The sequence below is a fragment of the Mycobacterium sp. ST-F2 genome, assembly GCF_001905655.1.
Lineage (GTDB): Bacteria > Actinomycetota > Actinomycetes > Mycobacteriales > Mycobacteriaceae > Mycobacterium.
Map to the genome: position 1 here is coordinate 235,755 of NZ_JMHT01000005.1, position 22,646 is coordinate 258,400.

General features: G+C 67.4%; 17 protein-coding genes. 6 read left to right on the forward strand and 11 right to left on the reverse strand.

Annotated features, from left to right (window positions below):
• Positions 1-4: 4 nt before the first annotated feature.
• Entirely contained in the window at positions 5-769 is a 765-nt protein-coding gene (locus tag EB75_RS02740; protein ID WP_073693935.1) for an SDR family oxidoreductase, read from the reverse strand.
• Positions 770-827: 58 nt separating this feature from the next.
• Here EB75_RS02740 and EB75_RS02745 point away from each other — a divergent pair, with 58 nt between their 5' ends.
• Positions 828-1,742: a LysR substrate-binding domain-containing protein gene (locus EB75_RS02745; protein ID WP_073693936.1), complete on the forward strand. Its 915-nt coding sequence runs from the start codon at positions 828-830 to the stop codon at positions 1,740-1,742.
• Between the two features lie 23 nt (positions 1,743-1,765).
• On the opposite strand, the gene EB75_RS02750 is transcribed toward EB75_RS02745, so the two are convergent.
• The 3 genes from EB75_RS02750 to EB75_RS02760 all read right to left on the reverse strand — a co-directional run bounded on the left by EB75_RS02750 (position 1,766) and on the right by EB75_RS02760 (position 4,317).
• Positions 1,766-2,122: a WhiB family transcriptional regulator gene (locus EB75_RS02750; protein WP_374704294.1), complete on the reverse strand. Its 357-nt coding sequence runs from the start codon at positions 2,120-2,122 to the stop codon at positions 1,766-1,768.
• A gap of 53 nt (positions 2,123-2,175) precedes the next feature.
• Positions 2,176-3,414 (reverse strand): glucose-1-phosphate adenylyltransferase, encoded by a 1,239-nt coding sequence (gene glgC / locus EB75_RS02755; RefSeq protein ID WP_073693937.1) that lies wholly within the window; start codon positions 3,412-3,414, stop codon positions 2,176-2,178.
• 102 nt (positions 3,415-3,516) lie between these two features.
• Complete coding sequence (locus tag EB75_RS02760) at positions 3,517-4,317, reverse strand: DeoR/GlpR family DNA-binding transcription regulator (RefSeq protein WP_061006222.1); 801 nt, start codon at positions 4,315-4,317, stop codon at positions 3,517-3,519.
• Positions 4,318-4,442: 125 nt separating this feature from the next.
• Between EB75_RS02760 and EB75_RS02765 the strand changes: the two genes are divergently transcribed.
• Positions 4,443-4,679 carry a hypothetical protein gene (locus EB75_RS02765; RefSeq protein ID WP_142239386.1) on the forward strand — a complete coding sequence of 79 codons (237 nt, stop codon included), beginning with the start codon at positions 4,443-4,445 and terminating at the stop codon, positions 4,677-4,679.
• A gap of 48 nt (positions 4,680-4,727) precedes the next feature.
• Here the strand turns inward: EB75_RS02765 and EB75_RS02770 are convergent, their stop codons facing one another.
• Together EB75_RS02770 and EB75_RS02775 are read right to left on the reverse strand one after the other, a co-directional pair.
• The gene (locus tag EB75_RS02770; RefSeq protein ID WP_073693982.1) at positions 4,728-7,922 is read right to left on the reverse strand and encodes an arabinosyltransferase domain-containing protein; all 3,195 of its coding nucleotides are present in this window, start codon (positions 7,920-7,922) and stop codon (positions 4,728-4,730) included.
• Between the two features lie 20 nt (positions 7,923-7,942).
• Positions 7,943-11,197, reverse strand: coding sequence for an arabinosyltransferase domain-containing protein (locus tag EB75_RS02775; protein WP_073693939.1), 3,255 nt, complete (start codon positions 11,195-11,197; stop codon positions 7,943-7,945).
• 211 nt (positions 11,198-11,408) lie between these two features.
• Here EB75_RS02775 and EB75_RS02780 point away from each other — a divergent pair, with 211 nt between their 5' ends.
• The 3 genes from EB75_RS02780 to EB75_RS02790 are packed head-to-tail and all read left to right on the forward strand — an operon-like array spanning position 11,409 to position 14,166.
• Positions 11,409-12,296: an ABC transporter permease gene (locus EB75_RS02780; RefSeq protein ID WP_142239387.1), complete on the forward strand. Its 888-nt coding sequence runs from the start codon at positions 11,409-11,411 to the stop codon at positions 12,294-12,296.
• On the forward strand, positions 12,293-13,345 hold the full coding sequence (locus EB75_RS02785) for a taurine ABC transporter substrate-binding protein (protein ID WP_073693940.1): 1,053 nt from the start codon (positions 12,293-12,295) through the stop codon (positions 13,343-13,345). The genes EB75_RS02780 and EB75_RS02785 overlap by 4 nt, the downstream gene beginning before the upstream one ends.
• Positions 13,342-14,166: an ABC transporter ATP-binding protein gene (locus EB75_RS02790; protein ID WP_073693941.1), complete on the forward strand. Its 825-nt coding sequence runs from the start codon at positions 13,342-13,344 to the stop codon at positions 14,164-14,166. The genes EB75_RS02785 and EB75_RS02790 overlap by 4 nt, the downstream gene beginning before the upstream one ends.
• Positions 14,167-14,170: 4 nt before the next feature.
• Here EB75_RS02790 and EB75_RS02795 read toward each other — a convergent pair whose 3' ends face one another.
• From EB75_RS02795 to EB75_RS02815, 5 genes are read right to left on the reverse strand one after another with little or no spacing between them, the layout of a single operon-like run.
• A complete protein-coding gene (locus EB75_RS02795) occupies positions 14,171-17,368 on the reverse strand; it encodes an arabinosyltransferase domain-containing protein (protein ID WP_073693942.1) in 3,198 nt (1,065 codons plus the stop codon).
• A gap of 11 nt (positions 17,369-17,379) precedes the next feature.
• On the reverse strand, positions 17,380-19,242 hold the full coding sequence (locus EB75_RS02800) for a galactan 5-O-arabinofuranosyltransferase (protein WP_073693943.1): 1,863 nt from the start codon (positions 19,240-19,242) through the stop codon (positions 17,380-17,382).
• Entirely contained in the window at positions 19,242-20,021 is a 780-nt protein-coding gene (gene dprE2, locus EB75_RS02805) for a decaprenylphospho-beta-D-erythro-pentofuranosid-2-ulose 2-reductase (protein ID WP_064861198.1), read from the reverse strand. The genes EB75_RS02800 and dprE2 overlap by 1 nt, the downstream gene beginning before the upstream one ends.
• Before the next feature lie 19 nt (positions 20,022-20,040).
• Complete coding sequence (gene dprE1, locus EB75_RS02810) at positions 20,041-21,453, reverse strand: decaprenylphosphoryl-beta-D-ribose oxidase (RefSeq protein WP_073693944.1); 1,413 nt, start codon at positions 21,451-21,453, stop codon at positions 20,041-20,043.
• A 25-nt stretch (positions 21,454-21,478) separates the two neighbouring features.
• A complete protein-coding gene (locus EB75_RS02815; protein WP_083611904.1) occupies positions 21,479-21,922 on the reverse strand; it encodes a GtrA family protein in 444 nt (147 codons plus the stop codon).
• A 28-nt stretch (positions 21,923-21,950) separates the two neighbouring features.
• Here EB75_RS02815 and EB75_RS02820 point away from each other — a divergent pair, with 28 nt between their 5' ends.
• A complete protein-coding gene (locus tag EB75_RS02820) occupies positions 21,951-22,574 on the forward strand; it encodes an HD domain-containing protein (RefSeq protein WP_073693945.1) in 624 nt (207 codons plus the stop codon).
• Positions 22,575-22,646 lie beyond the last annotated feature (72 nt).

The following is a 22,646-nucleotide window of genomic DNA, read 5'->3' on the forward strand; positions in this document are numbered from 1 at the left end:
CCGGCTAGTTGCTTTGCGGGTCAGCCGAATTCAGGACGGCCACCGCGTGGTCGTACTCACCGCGGACTTCGGCATAGCGGAGAAACTTGACGTTCTCCACCTGAATCTCGTCGGCATCCGGCTGGTTCTCGAGGATGTCGACGACTTCACTCACGAACTGCTCGAGCGGCATCGCCCACTCGCTGTCGCGCTGTCCGGGCACCAGATCGGTCCGTACCGCAGGCGGCTGAAGTTCCTTGAATTCCACGGTGGAACCGGCGAACTGCAGCCGCAGCGTCTCGGTCAGCAGGTGGATGGCGGCTTTGGAAGCGTTGTAGCTCGGGGTCACCTTGAGTGGGGTGAATCCCAGACCCGATGACACGGTGATGATCGTGGCAGCGGGTCGGGTCTGCAGATGCTCGATGAATGCGGCGATGAGCCGGATCGTGCCCAGCACGTTCGTGGTGATCGTCGATTCGGCGGCCGCCAGCGAGCTCTGCGGGGCGTGCCAGTCTTCGATCTTCATCACCCCGGCCATGGTGATCACCACATTCAGATCGGGATGCTCGGCCAGCACCTGCGCAGCGACGGACTGGATGGTGTCGGCGTCCGATGTGTCGATGCGGACCGCGTCGATGCCGGGATGTTCGGCGGTGATCTGCCGGAGGAGTTGCTCTCGACGGCCGCCGACGATGACTTTGTTTCCTTTGTCTCGCAGGGCGATTGCCAGCGCGAGGCCGATACCGCTCGTGGCACCCGGGATGAAAATGGTATTGCCGGAGATCTTCATGGCATCCAGCCTGCTCGCGGAGTGAGCATCTGTCACATGCATATCTATGATGAACTCTATGCTCACGACGCATATCGAGCGGGCAGACCTCAATCTGCTGGCGCCGCTGGTCGCGCTGCTGGAGGAACGGCAGGTATCGCGCGCGGCGTCCCGAGTCGGACTGAGTCAACCTGCCATGAGTCGCGCCTTGCAGCGCCTGCGCAGGCTGCTCGACGATCCGCTGCTGGTTCGTGATCCGGACGGATTCCGGTTGTCCGCCCGAGCCGAGGATATCCACCGCCAGCTCACCACGCTGATACCGCTACTCGAAACCCTGCTCTCGCCTGCGGAGTTCGATCCCCGCGCAGCAACGCAGCCGGTCAATATTGCCGGCAGTGACTACGCCGTCCACACTTACGGCCCGGCCATCGCGCGTCTGATCGGGTCGCAGTCACCTGACACGGCAGTACGGTTTCACAGCTGGCGCCCGGACGGGATCGCGGATCAAATCCGTCGTGGCGCGGTCGATCTGGGCCTTTACGGAGGGCACGCGCCGGACGATCTGAACGTCACCCGACTGGTCACCGAACACTTCAAGTGCGTCGTCGCCGAGGGGCATCCACTTGCCACCCGAAGCGCGCTCACCTTGGCGGACTACCTCGGTTTCGGCCATGTGGTCGTCGACGTGGCGGATGGGAAGCAGCCCGATATCGACTACCGCCTCGCGGAGCTGGGCAGGCCGCGCCGGGCGGTGGTCACCGTGCCTTATCACACCGCAGCGCTCCCGATGCTGCATGGAACCGATTTGGTGGCAACGCTTCCCGGTCGCTTCGTCGAGGCTTGGGTCACCGACTCCGAACTATGCTTGCTGCCCGCACCGGCCGAGATCGCCACGATGCCCTACCGGATGATCTGGCATCCCGCGTTCGAGCTCGATCGCCGGCAGCAGTGGTTGCGCGAGTGTGTGCGCACGGCGGTCGTCGACCACGAATGAGGTCGGTGTCGCCCAGGGTGGTGCTATTCGCCGCTCGCGGCAGCCAGACCGGCGCGCCGGGCTTCGCGGCGTATTGCCGTACTCAGGTTTCCGGCTGCGCGCGGGTCTGAAATACCCAGCGCGGAAAGGCGTTCGGACTCGGAGACGCCGCCCCAGATGCCGTACGGCTCGCCGGACAGCAGCGCGAAGGCGGCGCACGGGGCCTTCACCGGACACTGCTGACAAATCTCTTTGGCACGTTGTTCGCGTTGTCTGCGCGCCCGACCGCGCTCGTTGTCGGGATGAAAGAAAACGCTGGAATCCATTGAGCGGCAACGGGCAGACTCCTGCCATTCCCATTCGTCGGCCACCGGCCGGATGGCCGGCGCGGGCAGTGGCAACGCGGTTCGCTTCCCGGTCATGTTCTACCTCGTGCTTCCTACTCGGTTGTTGGTCATGCGGTGACCCGTTGGCCTTTGCCGACGACCGTCACGCCGCCCTCTGATATGACGAAGCCGCGTGCCCGGTCGTGCTCGCTGTCGACTCCGATCTGCGCGCCCGGCGGAATCACGACGTTCTTGTCGACGATTGCGTTGCGTACCAAGGCATGTGCGCCCACCACGGTGTTGTCCAGAATCACCGAGCGGTCCACCGTTGCGTACTCCTCCACGCGCACACCCGGCGACAGCACGGATTCGCGTACCAGCGCGCCGGAGATGATCACGCCGTTGGAGATGACGCTGTTGACGGCGCGACCGACCCGGTCGCCGTCGTCGTGGACGAACTTCGCCGGCGGGTGCGGTGGAATGTGCGTGAGGATCGGCCATGCGCTGTTGTACAGGTCGAACGCCGGGACCACGGCGCACAGGTCCATGTGAGCGTCGTAGTAGGAGTCCAGCGTGCCGACGTCGCGCCAGTAGCCGCTGTTCTCGGCATGAGAGCCCGGGACCAGGTTGCTCTGGAAGTCATAGACCTGGGCGCGGCCTTGTTCGACCATCATCGGCATGATGTCGCCGCCCATGTCGTGTTTGCTCAATTCGTCGTCGGCGTCGGCGCTCAGCGCGTCGATGAGCGCCTCGGTCGAGAAGACGTAGTTGCCCATCGAGACGAATGCCTCGTCGGGGGAGTCGGGTAGGCCCGGCGGGTCCGCCGGCTTCTCCAGGAACGCCTCGACCTGCCGGCCGTCGGGTGCGGTCTTGATCACGCCGAAGGCACTCGCCTCGGTGCGCGGCACCCGGATTCCGGCGACGGTGGCGCCCGCACCACCGTCGAGGTGCTGCTTGATCATCTGTCGTGGGTCCATGCGGTAGACGTGGTCGGCTCCGAAAACCACGACCAGATCCGGTTTTTCGTCGTGAATGAGGTTCAGCGACTGGTGGATGGCATTGGCCGAGCCGGTGTACCACTGCGGGCCCAGGCGCTGTTGCGCGGGTACGGGCGTCACGTAGTTGCCGAGCAGGCTGCTCATCCGCCACGTCGTGGTGATGTGGCGATCGAGGCTGTGGCTCTTGTACTGCGTGAGGACGGCGATCCGCAGAACTCCGGCGTTCACCAGGTTCGAGAGCGCGAAGTCGATCAGTCGGTAGAGTCCGGCGAACGGCACCGCGGGCTTCGCCCGGTCGAGTGTCAGTGGCGACAGTCGCTTGCCTTCGCCTCCGGCCAGGACCAGGCCGAGGATCTTCGGATCGGCCATGTGATTTCTCCTTCTGGGCAGCGGGCAACGCCGTGGTGGATCACGCGATGTCGGACTGGTGAACTCAGCTCTTCGCGAAAGTCGTTGGGGTATCGGTAGATATCACGCCTGCTCCACGGTCACTCCGGCAGCGGAGAGTTCGGAGAGCTGATGGCTGTCGACGCCGGTGTCGGTGATGAGTAGGTGGATGTCTTCCAGCCGGCCGTACTGGGCGCCGCTGACGGCCCCGAACTTGCTGTGGTCGGCGAGCAGGATGCGGCGGTGCGCGCACGCGAGCATGCGTCGTTTCACGGCGGCTTCGGACGGGGCGGGGGTGGTGAGCCCTCGGTCGGCGCTGACGCCGTTGGCGCCCAGAAACGCGACGTCGACGTTGATCTCGGCGAGTGCGCGGGCGGCCCAATCATCGACTTCGGCAAAGGTTTTCGAACGGACCCGGCCACCCAAGGTGTATACCGTGAGCTGTGGCCTGCTGACCAGGGTCAGTGCCTGCGTCAATGAGTTGGTGTACACGGTGAGTTCGCGGTCGCCGGGAAACTGCTCGACCAGCTGTGCGGTTGTGGAGCCGGCGTCGATCAGTATCGATCCTCGTTCCGGAAGATGTGCCAGGGCGGCTTTGGTGATGCGGGCCTTCTCGGCGAGGAACTCGGTCCGGGTCTCGACTGCCGGCTCGTAGGAGAGGTAGTCGACGCGCACCGCGCCGCCGTGCACCCGGCGTAACAAGCCTTGGCGTTCCAGGAGGATGAGGTCCTTGCGGATGGTCTCGCCCGTCACGCCGAGCTCGGACGCGATCCGGGCGGCGTCGATGCGACCATCGCGCCGGAGCGTCTCGAGCAATTGCTGTTTGCGTTGATCGGCGTAGAGGGCTGCTGTCGCCTCGCGCGGAGCGGGCCCTGTGGTTGCCACGACACCTCCCTCGATTTGTGAGCTGCACCACTTGGATTTGGTTGTTAATAATTGCGTTTAGTTGGGAATCTGTCAAGAGTGCGTGCCGTCGGCTCGGGTATGACGCCTGTCCTAGCGTGGAGACGGTGAACAGCAGCAAGGGCGGTATCGCAGGGTTCAGCGTCGCCGCCTGCGGAATCGGAAGCACTGAGGGAACCCCGGTCACCGCACAGTTCGGCTTCGTGGCAGGCAGGCCAGACGAGCCAATCGAGCCGCCGTCGGAGTGGGCGCTGGAGCCCGTCTCGGTGACGCCGACGGCGTTCACCCTCAGGTCGGTCGACAAGACCGGTGCGCCCGACACCCACTGGTGGCGCCGGAAATGACATCGAACGCCGAATGGCCTGGTACCCCAGGCCATTCGGCGCGGCGAGCTACGGCTTGATTCGCATCTTGCCCGGCGAGTACAGCCCACTGTGGACGGCGGTGCCAAGCTCCAGCTCGGCCGTCGTCGCGTCCACCACCGTCGTGAACGCCCGCAGCGAGCCCCAGTCCCGGCCCCAGTCATCGGACAGGTACGTCGACATCACGTGGGCCTTGAGCAGCACGTCGGTGATGCCCAGCAGGCCGCCGTTCTCGCCGTCCTGCCAGGTGTCGGTGTCCTGCTTCTTGGCGGTGTAGTCCGGGGTGATGCGGAACTTCGGCACCTCGGTCACGCCGTTGCGCACCAGCATCGGCTGCTGGCACGGGAACGCCAGGCCCACGGCCCAGTCCATCAGTACCGGCTGGGTCTTGCCGATGAACTGTTCGACGGTCTTGAGCTCCGGCACGCGCGGTGGGGTGACGGCGATCCAGTCGCCCACATTGAGCGAAAGGTTGACTGCCACAACACGAACGAACGTGGCATCGGCCGGAATCTGGCGTCGGTCGAAGCGCAGGTTGCGCCACGACGGCGTCGGGCCGATGTCGTACGGCACCAGCCGTCCACCCGCGACGGGATGCCCGTCGGGGCCGGTGCGGCCGTACTCGAGCTCGACGGTCTGGCCCACGGTCCGGCCCTTGAGCGTGCTGTTGCCGGTGATGGTGCCGGCGGCGGTGACGACCACCAGCGGATGCTCGGGATCAGCGGTGGGCAGCCCGTACCAGGCCGACGTCAGCTTGGCCTGCGAGTGCGGACCCGTGGTGTACGTGCCGGCGACCGGCACCCGCGCGGGGTCCAGACCGTAGGGCAGCGGCACCGTCGAGCCGTTGATACCCGGCGTCTTCAGCTTCACCGGGGCATCCCAGTCCGCGTCGGTGCCCGACACCGGGAAGTCGAGCCGAATCGATTCGGCGACAATGCGGTCCGGCACGCCGTTGGGGGTGAAGCCGACGGGTCCGACGCCGCCCAGTGCGCCCAGCGGCCCGTAGTCGCCGGCCTGCGGCGTCAGGAACCCCGCGTTCGAATCCGGCTCCACCAGCACGTTGTCGGCCAGTCCGCAGCCGCCCTTGAGCGCCCGTAGGTTGCTGGCGAAGTTCGAGTACGTCGGGTATTCGCGCACCGCGCCGATGGCCATCGACGCCACACACACCACGACCATGAACAACGCCGCCAGGGGGATCGGCGCCGCGGTGACCAGTCGGGTGAGCCGGCCCTCTGGGCGGTCACTGTTGAAGTGCAGCCAGAACGCCCACAGGGCGGTGATCACGAACAGCGTCAAGAAGATGGTGCTGAGCTTGATTCCGCCGACGGCGACCATGTCGTTGTTGAACGGCACACCGTAGCTCGACACGTACCACCAGCCGTTGGTGGTGGCGGACACCAGCGCCAGCAGGAACAGCACCGCGGCGGTGACGGCCATGCGGTTACGCGGCGACTTCAGCACCGACCGCGACACCAGCACGGTGGCCACCGCGGCCATGGCGGCGCCCACGGCCGCGAACAGGCCGAAGTGGTGCACCCACTTGGTCGGGGTGAACATCAGGCAGAACATCGTTGCGAAGATGATGCCCATCAGGCGCCACACGGGGCCGCGGGCGACGCCCGGGATCCGCTTGCGCCGCAGGATCATGAACATCGACGTGAAGAGGCTCAGCGCCGTCAGCAGGAACCCGAAGCGCCGGGTCATCGAGCCGTCGACCGTCGGCAGGAACAGGTAGTAGTATCGCAGATTCTCGGTGTACCAGGCCTGGCTCGGACCGATGGCGGTGCGAATCCTGGTGGCCTCCAACACCCCTGCCAGGGTCTGGTTGACGAACACCACCGTCAGCACCACGAAACCGGCGGCGAGCAGTGGCAGCACCAGCGGCCAGGTGCCGACCTCGCGGCGCCGCTTCACCAGGATGCGCAGGATCGGGCGACCACCGGCCAGCAGGGCCGCCACGGCGATCAGGCCGGTCGGCTGGATGCCGAGGGTGAACGCGGCGCTGATGATGGCGAGCGCCGCCGGGGTGAGCCGGCTGGTGCCGATGGCGCGTTCGATCAGGACGTAGGTGATCAGGGCGCCGGTGGCGATCTGGCCCTCGGGGCGCAGGCCGTTGTCGAACGGCATCCACGCGGCCATCAGGACCAGGCCCGCGGCCCACATGGCGGCATTGCTGCCCGCGACCGCGGGCCCGAGTCGGGGAAGCACCTCGCGGGACAGCAGCAGCCAGCAGATCAGCGCACAGATCAAGTCCGGCAACCGGATCCAGATGCTGGCGTCACTGACGTGGGTCATGAGGGCCAGCACGTTGTAGTACCAGCCGAACGGATCCTCAGGGCTGCCGAACCAGCGGAAGTAGTTGATCATGTACTGCGCGTGCGGGGCGACGCGCGCCATGCCCAGGATGTAGCCGTCGTCAGATGACCCGGCGCCCAGCACATGCCACAGCAGGAACCCGCCGACCACGACGCCGTCGACCGTGGTGAACTTGCGCCAGCGCGACGGGATCAGCCGCTGCATGCGGCGGCCGTCGAGGCGGTCCAGCCGCCAAAGGGCCAGCAGCGCAACGATGGTGGCCGCGATGCCACCGAACATGGCGGCGTACTTGATGGCGGTCGGCCGGTTGATGAACCGGGTGTCGATGGTCGCCGATACCGAAAGGCCCTGCGGGGCAGCACCCTTCAGGTCGGTGAAGATACCGACGACGGTGGGCCGCAGGTTCGGGTCGGCGAAGCCGGTGCGCAGTTCCTTGCCGTCTTTATCGGTCAGCCCGACGAACGTCGCGAACGTCCCGTTCTTGTCGGAGATGATCTCGATGCGCGAACAACCGGGGTTACCAACGGCTTTCAGTCGCGGCACGCTGGCGATCACCACGTTGCGGTCGGTGACGTCGACCCGGCTGCTGGAGACGTTGACCAGCAGACCGTTCAGCGCGGCCTGCTTGCCGTCCTTGGGCACGGTGCCGAACACCAGCCCGCCCGATGGCGGTAGCGTCCGCAGCACGTCGCACGGGATCGTCGCCTTCATCGTCACCGGCGTCTGCGAGATCAGCGGCGCCGTCACGTTGCCGAACTGGCCCTGCTGTGGCCAGTTCAGCTGCGCCGTCGTCTGTACCACCGGCAGCAGCGGCGTCAGCGCCGACAGCACGAAGCCGATCAGGCCCGCCACCATCGCCACCCAGCGGGTGACCTTCACTTGCTGTGCGTTCATTCCCGTCCCGGTCATCGGAAGACCCTGATCTGGCTTCATGGCAGGGCCCTGATCGGGCCGCGGCGGCTCCAGCCGTTGACGGTCATGGTGCCTTGGTCAATCGCTGCAGGCGGGGCCACTGATGGCGGCACCACCGGGTCGTACCGTTCGATCGAGCCCCAGTCCCGGTACCAGTCGTTCCGCAGGTAGGTCGGGATGGTCGACGTCCGCAGCAGCGCCTGGATGAACAGGAACGGGCCACCCTTCTGCGCGGACTGCCACATGTTCGACGACACCACCACCTGCTTGGTGTTGGGCAGGATGCGGTACTGCGGCAGCTCCGCGACGCCGAGATGCTCGGAGAACGGGCGCTGGCACGGGAAGTTCGCGGCGGTGGCGATGTCCATCAGGATCGGCGTCTGCGACCCCAGGAACTGCTGCGCGGTCTGCAGCGTCGGCACCCGCGGCGGCGTGAAGCCGAACCATTGATCCTCGGACAGGTTCGGATCGTCGGCGACGATGCGCGCGACGTTGGCCTCCGGCGGCGCCCATGCGAGCGGGAAGCGCAGGTTGCGCCAGGCGTATTGGGCGAAGGTGTCGATGGGCTGCACTTCGGCGAGGGCCTGGTAGCTGCCGTCCGGCCGGTGCACGCCCCACTGCAGCTTGAGCGACTGGCCGTAGTGGAACTCATGCTCTTCGTCGTAGTACCAGATGGCGCCGGCAGTGGCCACGGTCACGAGGGGCCGGTCCGCACTGCGCGGCGGCAGCTCGTACCAGGCCGAGGTGGCCTTGGCGGCGACACCGTTCTCCTTGAAGCTGCCCATCACCGGGGTGCGGGCCGGGTCGAGGCCGAACGGCAGGAACACGTTGGAGCCGTTGATGCCCGTCGGGCCGTAGCCGCCGCCGGTGCCGGCGGCGAAGGCGATGCCGACGTTGGGCTTGTTGGGCGAGCCGTCGGAGTTGACGGTGCCGGGGTTGGCGACCACCGGGTGCGGCGGGGCCAGCGAGTCACTGATGCCGTTGGGCGTGAAGCCGACGGGGTTCTCGCCGCCCAGCGGTCCGTACTTGCCCCAGGTCTGGCCGGGGACGGGCTGCAGTGTGCCGGCGTTGACGTCGGCCTCGACCAGCACGTCATTGGCCATGGCGCAGCTCTTGTCGGACAAGCCCAGCGCGTCGAGGTTGGCCCGCGCGGTGGTGTACTGCGGGTAGCGCTGCACGAAGCCCTTGGCCATCGACCCGGCCTCGAGCACGACCATGATCACGGCGACGATCAGCAGCGGCGTCGACGCCAGTGCCCTGTTACGGCGGGTCTCGGCGACCTCGGTGTGGCCGGCGTAGTCGATGCGGAAGTGCAGCCAGCCGGCGAGCAGTGCGGAGATGATCGCCAGCACCAGGAACATCGAGGTGACGGGATGGCCGGCCAGCACGGGCTGTCGGTCGAACCACGGCACCCCGTAGTTGCCGACGTAGAACCAGCCGTTGATCCCGGATGTCGCCCAGGCCAGCACGAACAGCAGCGCCGTCACGTACAGCGCCAGGTTCCGCCGGCTGTGCAGCCCGACGGTCGCGAACGCGAAGGCGATGATCGCGCCGAACGCACCCGACAGGCCGGCGAACGCACCGAACTGCACGGCCCACTTGGTCGGGGTCAGATGCAGGAGCAGCAGGCCCAGCATGGTGCTGCCGAGCAGGCGCCACACCGGCCCGCTGGCCAGACCCGGGACGCGGCCCTTGCGCAGCAGCAGGGCCAGGGTGGCGAACAGGCACAGCAGCAGGATCAGCACCGAGAAGCGGCGGGTCATCGAACTGTCGACGCTGTCCTCGACAGTGAGGAAGTAGTAGCGCAGGAATTCCTGGTACCAGGAGATGGTCGGGCCGACCGTGTACTTGATGCGTGCCGATTCGGCGACGGTGGCCAGCGTCTGGTCCCGGAAGATCACCGTCAGGATCAGCGACGCCGACGCGGCCAGCGTGGCGATCGGGGCCAGCAGGCCCGTTCCGGCCCGACGGCTGCGCACGGTGCGGACCAGGGCGCGGGCGCCGACCAGCAGCGGGGCCAGCGCGATCAGGCCCTGGGGCGCGGTGGTCGCGGTGAACGCCGCGACGATGATCGCGACGGCCGCCGGGGCCAGGCGCCGGGTGGCGATGGCGTATTCGAGCAGGACCCAGGTCGCGATGACGCCGAAGGCGATCAGCGGTTCGGGGCGCAGGCCGTTGTTGAAGGGGTACCAGGCCGCCAGGAAAACCGCCGCCGCGGTCCAGACGGCGATGGCGTTGGCGGATACCCCGCGGGCGCCGGGGCCCAGCCGCGGCAGCACCCAGCGCGACAGCAGCGTCCAGGTCGCCATGCCGGCGAGCAGCGCGGGCAGTCGCATCCACACGCCGGCGGTGCTGACGGTCGCCATGTGTGCGAGCACCGACTGGTACCAGTCGAACGGCGCCTCGGAGGTGCCGAAGTAGCGGAAGTAGTTGGCGACGTAGCCGGCCTCGCTGGAGACCCGGGCGATGGTGAGGTTGTAGCCGTCGTCGGAGGAGATGGCGCCGATCAGGTGCCAGCCGGCCAGGCCGGCGAACACTGCGATGTCGGCCAGCCAGTGCCAGCGGCTGACCTTCCAGAAGCGCTGCCAACCGTCGTGCACGCGGCGGCCGTCCAACCGGTCCAGCAGGGCCAGCGCGACGATCGAGACCAGGGTCAGCAGCACACCGAGCGCCATCGCGGCCGACTTCACGAACGTGGGGACGACGATGAACCGGGTGTCGATGTCGACGCGCGCGGAAAGACCGGGTTGAGCGGGCACCTTGAGTTCGGTGAAGATGCCGGCCACCTGGGGCTTCTTCTCCACGCTGCCGGTGCCGGATGCTCCGGGCAGCCCGATGAAGTCGGCGCCGACGCCGCCGTTGTTGGCCCAGAGGTGCAGGCCGCCGCATTTCCCGGCGGCGATGTCGGCGCGTTTGGCGACGGCGGCGACGGTGTCGCGGAAGGCGACGACGACGTCGGTGGCGTTCGCGCGGACGAACAGGCCGTTGCGGCTGGCATCGATGCCGTCGGGCGGGATGGTCGAGAACACCAGACCACCCGCCGCCGGCAGGGTGGTGATCGCTTGGCACGGGATGGAGACATCCAGCGCCAGTGGCGCACCCGAGACCAGTGGGGCGGTGACGTCCGAGACGTTTCCGCTGGCATTGGGCGCTTGCGGCCAGAGGATGGTCGCGGTGGTCTGTTTGACGGGCAGCAGTGGGGTCAGCGCGCAGAGCAGCAGACCCGCTAGGCCCGCGATGATCGCGACGAGACGGGCAGTCCTGGCAGGCACGAGGCTCAAGACTAGGCGACGGCTATATGTGTCCTGGCGCACTGACGGGGAATGTCGAGGTAGTTGGCCGGAATGTGACCCTGGTTCAAACTTACGGTGCGTTTAATCGTTGTGACCTGGGTGCGTCGTCTTGTCGGATGGACGCCATGCGTGCGAGCGGTGTGTCGTTTCACTGGCGGCGCCTTCCTGCCCCTCCGACCCAGGCCAGTTCATGACAATCACCGTTGATCCACCCGAAACCGACAAGCCCGCCTCCGGCTCGTTGCCGCTGCCGCGATTGCCGCAGAGTTACCCGCCGCTGCTGCGAGCGCTGCTGATCCGGGCCGTCGCGCTCGGCGCCTTCCTGCTGGCGTGGTGGGCCGTCACCGCCGCCAAGCTGATCGACCCGCTGTTCCTGCCCAGCCCGGGTGCGGTGTGGGAGGCGTTCGTCCGGGCGAATTCCTGGCACCAGATCGCGCCGGGCGTGCCGCGTGAGGTGCTGGGCGAACAGAACTACTTCCTGTGGGAGCACCTGATCGCCAGTCTGCAACGGATCCTGGCCGGGGTGGGTGTTGCGATCCTGGTCGGTCCGCCGCTGGGCTTTCTGATGGGCACGGTGCGGCCGATAGCGATCGCGCTGGAGCCGTACCTGAACTTTCTGCGCGCGCTGCCGCCGCTGGGTTACATCGGTCTGCTGATCGTGTGGTTCGGCATCGGCGACACGTCCAAGATCTGGCTGCTGTTCCTGGCCGCATTTCCCGCGATCACGGTGTCGACGCTGGGCGGTGTGCAGTCGGTTCCGTCGGGGTGGGTCAATGCCGCCAGTTCACTGGGGGCGACTCACTGGCACACGGTGTGGCATGTGATCTTCCCGGCATCGCTGCCGTCGGTGGTCAATGGCATCCGGCTGGCGGTGGGCTTCGCATGGACCACGGTGGTCGCGGCGGAGCTGAACAACGGCATCCCGGGTATCGGTGGCCTCGCGTTCTACGCGGGCCAGCAGACCAACACGCCGTTGACCATCGCCTGCATCATCGTCATCGGCATCACCGCCCTGGCACTGGACGCGGCCATCAAGTATCTCGGCGAGCTCGCAACACCCTGGCAGGGGAAGGCATGAAAAGCGTTGCAGCACTAGCGGTTACCGTGCTGGTCGCCCTGGCAACCGCGGGTTGCGTGGAATCCGGCCGGGGCGAACAGGTCCGGTCGCTGGCAGAGAAGGTGGAGTGCCCGCTGCCGCCCAACCCGGACATCACCAGCACGGTGCGGATCGGCTATCAAGAGATCCCGAACGGGGACCTCATCGTCAAGGACACCTCGCTGCTTGCCACGTGCCTGCCGAAGGCGAATATCACCTGGAGCAAATTCGCCTCCGGAGGCGATGTGCTGCGGGCGTTCCGGGCCCGCTCGCTGGACATCGCGCTGCTCGGCTCGGCGCCGGCGGCCCGCGCGCTGTCGCAGCCGCTCGACATCGATATGCGGGTGGTGTGGATCCACGACGTCATCGGTAAAGCTGAATCGCTGGTGGTGCATGACCCGGCGATCACCGATATCCAGGGCCTGAAGGGGAAGTCGATCGCGGTGCCTTTCGCATCGACGTCGCACCTGTCCCTGTTGACCGCGCTGGACCGCGCCAAGATCACCGGCGACGTGCGGCTGATCAACACGCAGCCCGACGCCATGCTGGCGGCATGGGGGAACGGCATCGATGCGGCATGGGTGTGGGATCCGGTGCTGTCCAAGCTGGCTGCCAAGGGGCATGTGATTGCCGACTCGGCGCAAACCGCGGCTGACGGCTCGCCGACCTTTGACCTGGAAGGCGCGCGTAGTGAATTCGTCGCCGCGAACGGCCCGTTCCTGAAGTACTGGACCGCGGCGCAGAACTGGGCCACCGAGCTCATCGCGTCGGACCCGCAGCGCGCCGCCTGGCATATCGCTGCACAGCTCGCGGTGCCGCCTGACCAGGTGGTGACGCAACTCGGCGGCTACATCTACCCGACGGCGCGGCAGCAGCTCGATGCGAAGTACTTCGGTGGAGGGCTGTCGGCAGCGTTGCTCGGCACCGCGACATTCCTGAACCGGAACAACGGCGACGTCGAGCGGGTATCGCCGGCCGAGCGGTATCGCGAGGCGCTGTATCCCAACGCGATAAAGGAAGTGGCGCAATGACATCGGAAGCGACGTTGACGTCGGTAACGACGGCAGCACCCGAGGCCGAGGGCATCGAACTCGACGCCATCACCAAGGTCTACCCCTCCTCCGACGGTGAGGTGATCGCGCTGTCGGAGACAACGCTGAGCATCGAGCCGGGGGAGTTCGTCGCGGTGGTCGGACCGTCGGGCTGCGGCAAGTCCACGCTGTTGCAGACGCTGGCCGGGTTCGTCACTCCGACGACGGGAACCGCCCGGGTGGGTGGACACGTCATCGACGGCCCGAACCCGGACCGCGGGGTGGTGTTCCAGTCGCCGACGCTGTATCCGTGGCTGACGGTGGCCGGGAACGTCGAGTTCGGGCTGCGCGCGCGAGGGGTACCCAGCGCGCAGCGGCGGGAGCGGTCCGCGTCGGTGCTGAAACTGGTCGGGCTGGCCGATTTCGCCGACAAACGGCCGTACGAACTGTCCGGCGGCATGCAGCAGCGGGCGCAGATCGCCCGAGTACTGGTCGGGGACCCCGGCATCGTGCTGATGGATGAACCGTTCAGCGCGTTGGACCCGTTCACCCGGCAGCGGCTTCAGGTGGAGTTGCTGTCGATCTGGGAGCGGGACCGCAAGACCGTGCTGTTCGTTACCCATTCGGTGGAAGAGGCGGTGTTCCTGGCGACGCGCGTGGTGGTGATGAGCGCGCGGCCCGGGCGGGTGATCGCTGACCGGCCGGTGCGGCTGCCGGGTGATGTTCCCGGCGCCGCCCGGACGGTGGATGTGTTGGGCACGCCCGAATTCGCCGCGCTGAAAGCCGAACTGGCCCGGCTCATTCTGGAAGCCCACGGCTGAATTTCTAGGAGTGCCGCAGCGGCGCCGGGGCCCACAGCCCGCTGCGCGTGGCCTTCCCGAGGTCGATGTGGGCCGGCTGCGCGTCCGGGTAGTACTGGGTGAACTGCTGCAGTGAGCCCCAGTCCCGGAACCAGTCGTCCTTCAGGTACGTCGGCACCGGGTTGGCCTTGAACATCAGCTCGGTGATGCCCAGCGGTCCGCCGCCCAGGTAGTCCATGACGGGCGAGTTGGCCTCGGCGCCGAAGCGGTCCGGCAGGATGCGCCACTTGGGCACCTCGGTGACGCCGTTGTCGTGGCCGAACGGCCGCTGGCACGGGAACGCCAGGCCGACGAGCCAGTCCAGCATCACCGGGTCCTTGGAGCCGACGACGTCCTGCAGGGTGCGCAGCTTCGGGATGCGCGGCGGGGTCAGGGCGATCCAGTGCTGCGGCGCGAGGTCGTCGTCGGTGGCGACGATGCGGATCACGGTGGCGTCGGGCGGGATGGCGGCCATGGGGGCGCGCAGGTTGCGCCAGGCGGGTGCCGCGCCGACATCGGCGAAGCCGACGGCCCCGGCGATCTTGCCGGCCGCGGCCTGGGCATCGTTGGCGTACTCGACGCGGACCTCGCCCTGGTTGAAGCGGCCCGCGGCAGCGACAACGAGCAGCGGTCCGGCCTGATCGCGGGCGGGCAGCCGGTACCAGCCCGAGCGCATGCGCGCCGGAATCTGAACGCCGGCACGCCAGCTGCCCAGCACCGGGGTGGTCGCCGGGTCCAGGTTGTAGGGGAGCTTGGCCCGGGATCCGTTGACGCCCATCCCTGCGGTGGTGCCGCCCTCGGTGCCCGGCTCGGCGCCGCTGACGGGGCCGCCGTCGTTGTCGGCGAAGTTGGTGCCGCCGGGTTGCTCCATCACGGGGTCCGCGGAGACGTCGGCGGGAATTCCGTTGGGGGTGAAGCCTTCTGCGCCACCGGCGCCCAGTGCGTCACCGACGGTCCCCGTCTGCGGGACGAGCTTGCCTGCGTTGGGATCCTGTTCCACCATGACGTCGTCGGCCAGCCCGCACGTCTTGCCGGTCAGCGCCTGCAGGTTCGAGCGACCGACCGACCACGCCGGCCACTGCTGCGTCATGCCCAGGGTCAGCGACAGCACTTCGAAGAATACGATGATCCACGACGCAATTGCCAAGGGCGCCTGGGGAATCCGGCGACTGACGGGCCGCTCGGGGTCGTGGTCGTAGAAGTGCAGCCACGCCGCCCACAGCAGCGTCAGGAACGACAGGCCGAACAGGAACGTGGTGAAGCCGAAGTGCCACTCCGGGAACTGATTCGACCAGGGCACCCCGAAGTTGGAGACGTACCACCAGCCGTTCACCGTGGCGAACGACAGTGCCATGACGAACAACACGGCCGCGGCGAACATCGCCCGGTTGCGGCGCGACCGCATGGCGACCGTGCCGACCGCGATGGCGGCCAGCGCCCCCAGGGATCCGGCCAGGCCCGCGAACACGCCGAAGTGGTGCGTCCACTTGGTGGGCGTGAACATCATGGCCAGGAACGAGATGATGGTGATGCCGACGATGCGGCGGGCCGGTCCGGCGGCGGTGCCCGGAATTCGCCCCTTGCGCAACGACATTGCGACCGACACCGCCAGCGCGAGCAGCAGCGTCAGCACCGCGAACCGGCGGGCGACCGAGCCGTCCGGGCTGGTGGTGAACAGGCGCTCGTAGCGGATGTGCTCATCGAACCAGCTCAGCGCGGGGCCGACGGTGGTCTTGAAGGAGCTGGCGTCGATCTCGGCGGCCAGCGTCTGGTCGCGGAAGATCAGGATCGCCGTCACCGTGCCCGCGGCCAGGATCGGGGCCAGCAGCGCGAGGTAGCCGAAGCGTGAAGTATGCCGCGCCACAATCGTTTTCAGCGGGCCGACGGCGACCAGCAGAGCGCCGACCGCGGCGATGCCCGTCGGGCCCGAGAACAAGGTCAGCGCGCCGATGATGATCGCGATGGCGACCGGCAGCAGCCGGCTGGTGGCGACGCCGCGCTCGACCGAGCACCAGGTCAGCAGCATGCCGAGCGCGATGATCGGCTCGGGCCGGATGCCGTTGTTCAGCGGCAGCCAGAACGCGAGGAACATGCCGGCGGCCGTCCAGGCCGCGGCCCGGCTGTTCTTGACGGCGTGGCCCAGGCGCGGCAGCACCTCGCGGCTGATGACCCACCAACACGCGAGGGCCATGAGGAGCGTGGGGAGGCGCATCCAGATGCTCGACGTCGACACGTGCGCCCAGATCGCCAGCAGGTCGTAGTACCAGCCGAACGGCGACTCGGGCGTGCCGAACCAGCGGTAGTAGTTGGCCATGTAGCCGGCGTGCTCGGAGACGCGGGCCATGGTCAGGATGTAGCCGTCGTCGGAGGTGTTGGCGCCGACGAAGTGCCACCACACCAGGGTCGCGGTCACGAGGCCGTCGAGCGGGGTCACCGACCACCAGCGCGACGGCAGGAACCGCTTGTGCCGCACGCCGTCGGCACGGTCCAGCACGTGCAGTGCACCCAGTGCGACGACTGTCAGCACGACGCCGAAGATCATCGCGAGCAGCTTCAGCAGCGTCGGGGACGTGCTGTACCGCGAATCGATGGTGGCCGAGAACGTCAGTCCCGGGGGAGCCGCGCCGGACAGGTCGGTGTAGACGCCGACGATCTGCGGCCGGAAGTCGTAGCCGCTGAGCTCGCCACGCAGGGGCTTGCCGGGGTTCTTGTCCTTCGGTCCCTGCACGAGCCCAACCAGCTCGCCGGTCACCTTGTCGGCATGCGCGGTGAACTTCAGTTCCTTGCATGCGGGGCTCAGTATCTGGGTCAGCGGCGCGCTGACAACCGGGGTATTGCGCACGATGACCAGCAGGTCACCGCCCACGCGCTCGATCAGCAGGCCACGGTCGACGGCCTTGGGCGCCTGCTTGGGAACCGTGGACAGCAGCATGTTCGCCGGTCCGGTGAGGCCGGCCGCCGCCGAGCACGGGATGGTGATGTTGAGGTCGGTGGCCACATAGCCGATCAGCGGCGCATCGACGCTCTTGAGGACGCCCGCCTGCGGCCAGTTCAGCTGCGCGGTGGTCTGGGTGACCGGCAACAGCGGTGTCGCCATCGCCAGGAACGCGCCGAGCAGTCCGGCGACGATCGCGATCCACCGCGCTGTGCGGTGATTGCGCTCTACCTCAGGTTCCCCGGCCACGGGGCTAGATGTTAGTGGCCGCTACGGATGGCCAGCACAAACGGGCCGACATCTGTGACCTGCCAGTGCTTGCTGGCGAACAGCCGCTCGTCGAGTGCCACCTGGTAGCGGCGCACGTTCGGCTGGTTGGGGTAGACGTCCTCGGCCAGCCGCAGCGTGTAGGTGCCGGTGCCGCCGTGGCGCATCAGGAACACCGTCGGCGCCTGCCAGGGCAGCGTGTCGAGGGCCTTGGCGAACTCGTCTGGGTTGGTCATCCTCGCCCAGCTCTCGATGGCGCCGGACCGCTCCTTGAACTGCGCCAGCGGGTTGGCGTAATGCGACGTCAGCCCCTGGAACCCGTAATAGGGGTAGTAGGACAGGAAGCTGTAGTCGGCGGTCATCACCACGGTCTCGTTGCGGGGCCGGCCCGTCGCTGCGGTGATCTTCCGGTCGATCTCCTGGTAGAAGCGCTCGGAGCCGGGGGGACGACGGTCGGCGCGCTGGCCGTAGCCGTCGGTGTCGGTGTAGGCGACCGCGATGTCGGGCCGCAGGATGTCGGGGATCGCCTGGCTGAACGACACCGCGCCGATCGCGCCCAGGACAGCGGCCACCGCGATGATGCGGTTGGTGGTCGGCCGGGCGTAGCGGTGCGCCAGGCCGCGGGCGGCCTCCAGGAAGCCGAAGGTGCCGGCCGCGACCAGCAGCACCAGCAGGGTGGGCTGCAGCCGGAACGACAAGAGCGTCGTGCGGGCCAGGGTGGCCAGCATCGACAGCAGCGACCAGGCGTACACAGAGACGACAGCCATGGCGAGCGCGGCGGCTCTGGTGGAACTGCGGGCCCGGACCACCAGCCACAGTGTGCCGATGAGGCAGATGACGCCCAGCAGCGTGGCGTCGAGCATCGGGAAGGTCAGCTGTGCGCCGGACATCGGCAGGTAGTGCTGCGCGGTGCCCTTGTCGGCGGGGTGGCCCTTGAGCACGGCCAGGTAGTACGGCGCCCAGTGGATGGCCGCGATGACGCCGGAGATGACGGCGATGACTGCCACCCGGATCAGCGGCTGGAGTTGGCGCCGGGACACGGCGAGCAGCAGCGCCATCAGCGTGAGCGTGAAAGCCGCGTAGCCGAACAACAGCGTGTAGAACAGTGCGGCGATGCCGAGAAAAATCCCGGTGCCGAGGACGGCGGCCCAGCCCCGGCCGGTCGCTTTCAGTCCCGACCAGGCCAGCACGAACACCGGCGGCAGCAGCACGACGAGGACCGCTGAGTACGGCTCGGTGGCGGAGTACGCCAGCGTCGCGGCAGCGGTCGCGGTGGTCACCGCCAGGGCGTACTCGAAGCGAATCATGGCCGCCCACAACACGAATGCGGCGACGATCGCAGCGGTGATCGTGACGATCGCCCACGGCTTGAACATCTCCCATGCCGGGGTCCCGGTCAGCGCGGCCGCCCGGCCGCCGAGCCAGAACCACCCCGACGGGTAGTACGGCGGCAGCCCGAGGTACGTCATGTCGTGCGGCACAGCGGTATCCGTGAGCCGCGTCAGGTACTCGGTGCGGAACTGCTGGTCGACCGAGATGCCGAACAGGTACAGCTTGGTGGCGCCCAACGGCATGCCGAGCGTGACGACCGAGAACGCCGCCAGGAGCGACGTGGCGGCCACCTTGGCGCTCTTGTGCCAGCCGCGGCGCCACGCCCACCCCGCGAGCATCAGGCCGATCAGCACGGCGCACTGGCCGGCAGTGGTCAGGGCGTGCAACTGGTTCGACGAGTTGAACGCCGGCCACTGCACGCGTGCAATGGCTTGCAGCGCAATGACCGCGATGATCACCGCCAGTGCCATGGCGGCCAACATCTGGCCGCTCACCCTGGCCGTCGCGGCCAGCGCGCTGCGCATCAGAGCGGCAGTTTGCGGAAGATCGACCGCGGGATGTGCCGGATGACGGCCATCAGGTACCGCACCGGATTGGGCGCCCAGATGAGCTCCTTACCCTTGGCGGCTGCAGCGACGGCCTGGTTGGCGACGTCTTCCTTGTCGACCGTGAACGGCGCCTCCTTGGCGCCGGTGGCCTTCCAGTGCTCCAGCGTGGTGGTGGTGCGGACCTGGCCGGGGCGGATGACCAGCACCCGAACCCCGAACTCCCGCAACGCTTCTCCGAGCCCCAGGTAGAAGCCGTCCAGGCCGGCCTTTGTCGAGCCGTAGACGAAGTTGGAGCGACGGACCCGCTCACCGGCGACCGATGACATGGCGATGATCTGCCCGAAGCCCTGCGCCTTCATCTTGTCGCCGACCAGCACGCCGACGGAAACCGCTGCGGTGTAGTTGATCTGGGCGGTCAGCACGGCCTTAGACTGGTTCTGCCACAGCTCCTCGGCGTCACCCAGGACACCGAACGCGACGATCGCGACGTCGACATCGCCTTGCTCCCAAGCAGATTCGATGACCGCCGGGTGGGACTTGGTGTCCAGTGCGTCGAAATCGAGGTACACGACCTCCTTGGCGCCGGCCGCCTCGATCTGGGCGATGGCGGCGTCGCGCTTGGGGGCGTTCGGCAGGTCGGCGAGGATCACGCGGGCCTTGGCGTTCTTGAGGTACCGCTCGACGATGGCGAGGCCGATCTCCGAGGTACCGCCGAACAGCAGAATGGTCTGCGGGTTGCCGGTTGCGTCAATCAATGTGTTTTCCTTTTCGGATTCAGAGCAGCTCGAGGCGGCGGGCCATGTCGGAGGCGAACACGCCGTTGGGGTCGGCCTTGCGGCGGGTCGCGATCCACTCGTCGATCCGCGGGTACATCTTGTGGAAGCTCTCGGCGCTGACGCGGGAGTCCTTGGCGGTGTACACCCGGCCGCCGAATTCCATTGCGCGCTTGTCGAGTTCATTGAGGAACTCGTTGACGCCCGGCCGGTTCGGGAAGTCGAGGGCGACGTTCCAGCCGCGCATCGGGAAGCTCAGCGGCGCCTTGTTGCCCGGGCCGAACAGCTTGAAGACATTCAGCGCCGAGTACTGCTTCTGGGTGTGCATCCAGCGGATGATGGCCTTGAACTCTTCGAGCGCATCCGGCGGCACCAGGAACTGATGCTGCGCGAAACCCGCTGGGCCATAGGCATATTGCCAGCCCGAGGTGATATCGAGCATGTGGTAGAACTGCGTCAGGTTGACGATCTTGCCCTGGTAGTTGCCGCTCATGCGGTAGAAGGCCTCGCCGATCATGGACAGCGAGAGCTTGTTCATGAAACTCACCGGGAACAGGTTCGGGATCGCCGGCAACTGGGGCGCGGTGAACTTCAGCGGGTCTTTCGCCAGTTTGTCGGGCAGCTGATCCACCTTGGCCAGGCTGCCGCGGCTCACCGCGGCGCGGCCGAGCTTGGGCTCCGGGCTGATCAGGTCGAACCAGGCGCTGGAGTAGGTGTAGTTGTCCTCGCTGCCGTCCTGGTGCACCGCGACGGTCTCTTCGAGATCGTGTGTGGCGATGCCGTCGGCGATGAAGTAGGCGCTCTCGGTGCGCGTCATCTTGATGCGCGCGCGGATCACGATGCCTGTCAGCCCGTTCCCGGCCACCGTCGCCCAGAACAGCTCGCTGTCCGGGCCGTCCGGCGTCAGGGTGTGCACTTCGCCGTCTGCCATCAACAGGTCCAGCGACAGCACGTGGTTACCGAAGCTGCCCGCGCTGTGGTGGTTCTTGCCGTGGATGTCCGAGGCGATGGCGCCGCCCACGGTCACCTGCCGGGTGCCCGGCAGCACCGGAACCCACAGGCCGAACGGCAGGGCCGCCTTCATCAGCTGATCCAGGCTGACACCGGCGTCGACGTCGGCGATGGCCGTCTCGGAGCTGATCGAATGGATCCGGTTCAGCGCCGTCATGTCGACGACGATGCCGCCGCCGTTGCACGCCTGGTCGCCGTAGGACCGGCCCAGACCGCGGCCGAGGATGCCGCGGCGCAGGTGGGAGGGGCTGGAAGAGTTCGCGTCCGCGACCCGCTTGACGGCCTCGGCGATCACCGATACGTCGGGTGTGGACAGCACGTTTGCCACGGACGGTGCCGTGCGGCCGAACCCGGTGAGGGCGCGGCGCGTCAGGGGCAGCGTGGCGTCAGGCTGGGTAGACATAACGGTCAAAGGGTACCGGCCAACGTCACTTCAGCCGGAAAATCACTGTTCGCTGTACGACGAAGTTGATCACCGTCGCCGTGCCCTGGGCGATGACGAACGCCACCGGGATACCCCAGGACCGGCCTTCGAACTGAATCGCACAGACGTGGTTGATGCCGACCTGGACCGCGAAAGTGACGGCGTACAGCAGGATGACCGCGGCAAATCGGGCCTTGCTGGGAGGTGCCTGGAACGTCCAGCGTCGATTGATCAGGTACGCGGTGGTGGTGCCTGCGACGAAACTCAGCGCCTTTGCGAAGTCCCGGGGGACGCCCAGGGCCATGAATGCGACGTACAGGCTGTAGTCGACCACCGCGGACAGGCCGCCCGTGACCACGAACCGCCACGCTTGAGTTACCAGGCCGAGGGACGCCTCGACGGCTTTCTCGGCACGATCTTCGGCGGGGATCTCTACTGGCTCGGCCACTGGGGCAGCTTACGTGCACCATGGACACGTGACCGATTTGCTCCAGGCGTGGCAGGCCCTGCTGTCGCGGCATTCTGCTTCGCCTCGCGTCGACGAAGTCGGGGCGTCGCTGCTGGACCGCTGGGCCGAGCCGCACCGCAGCTACCACGACCTCAGTCACCTGCGCGGCATCCTGGACGGCGTCGACGCCCTGGCGGGCTTCGCAGACGATCCCGACGCGGTGCGCCTGGCCGCCTGGTACCACGACGCGGTGTACGCCGGACAGTCCGACGACGAGGAGAACAGCGCGCTGCTCGCCGAGTCGGACCTGACCGATCTGGGTGTCGACCCGGCCTTCGTGGCGGAGGTCGGACGCCTGGTGCGGGTGACCATTGCGCACGATCCCGCGGCCGACGACCACAACGGCCAGGTGTTGTCCGACGCCGATCTTGCGGTGCTGGCGCTGCCACCTACCGAATACCGGGTCAATACCGCGAAGGTGCGGGCCGAATACGGCCACGTGAGTGACATGGATTTCCGTGTGGGCCGTTCCCGGGTCATCGATGCGCTGCTGGCCGCACCAACGCTGTTCCGGACACCCCAGGGCCGACAGCTGTGGGAGGACGCCGCCCGCACCAACCTCAGGGCGGAACTGGCGTCACTCAGCGGCTGAGCGCCTGACCGCGACCTGATTTGTCGCCTGGGCAAATTTCACAATTAATCCTCAGGATTCGACTAACGTTTT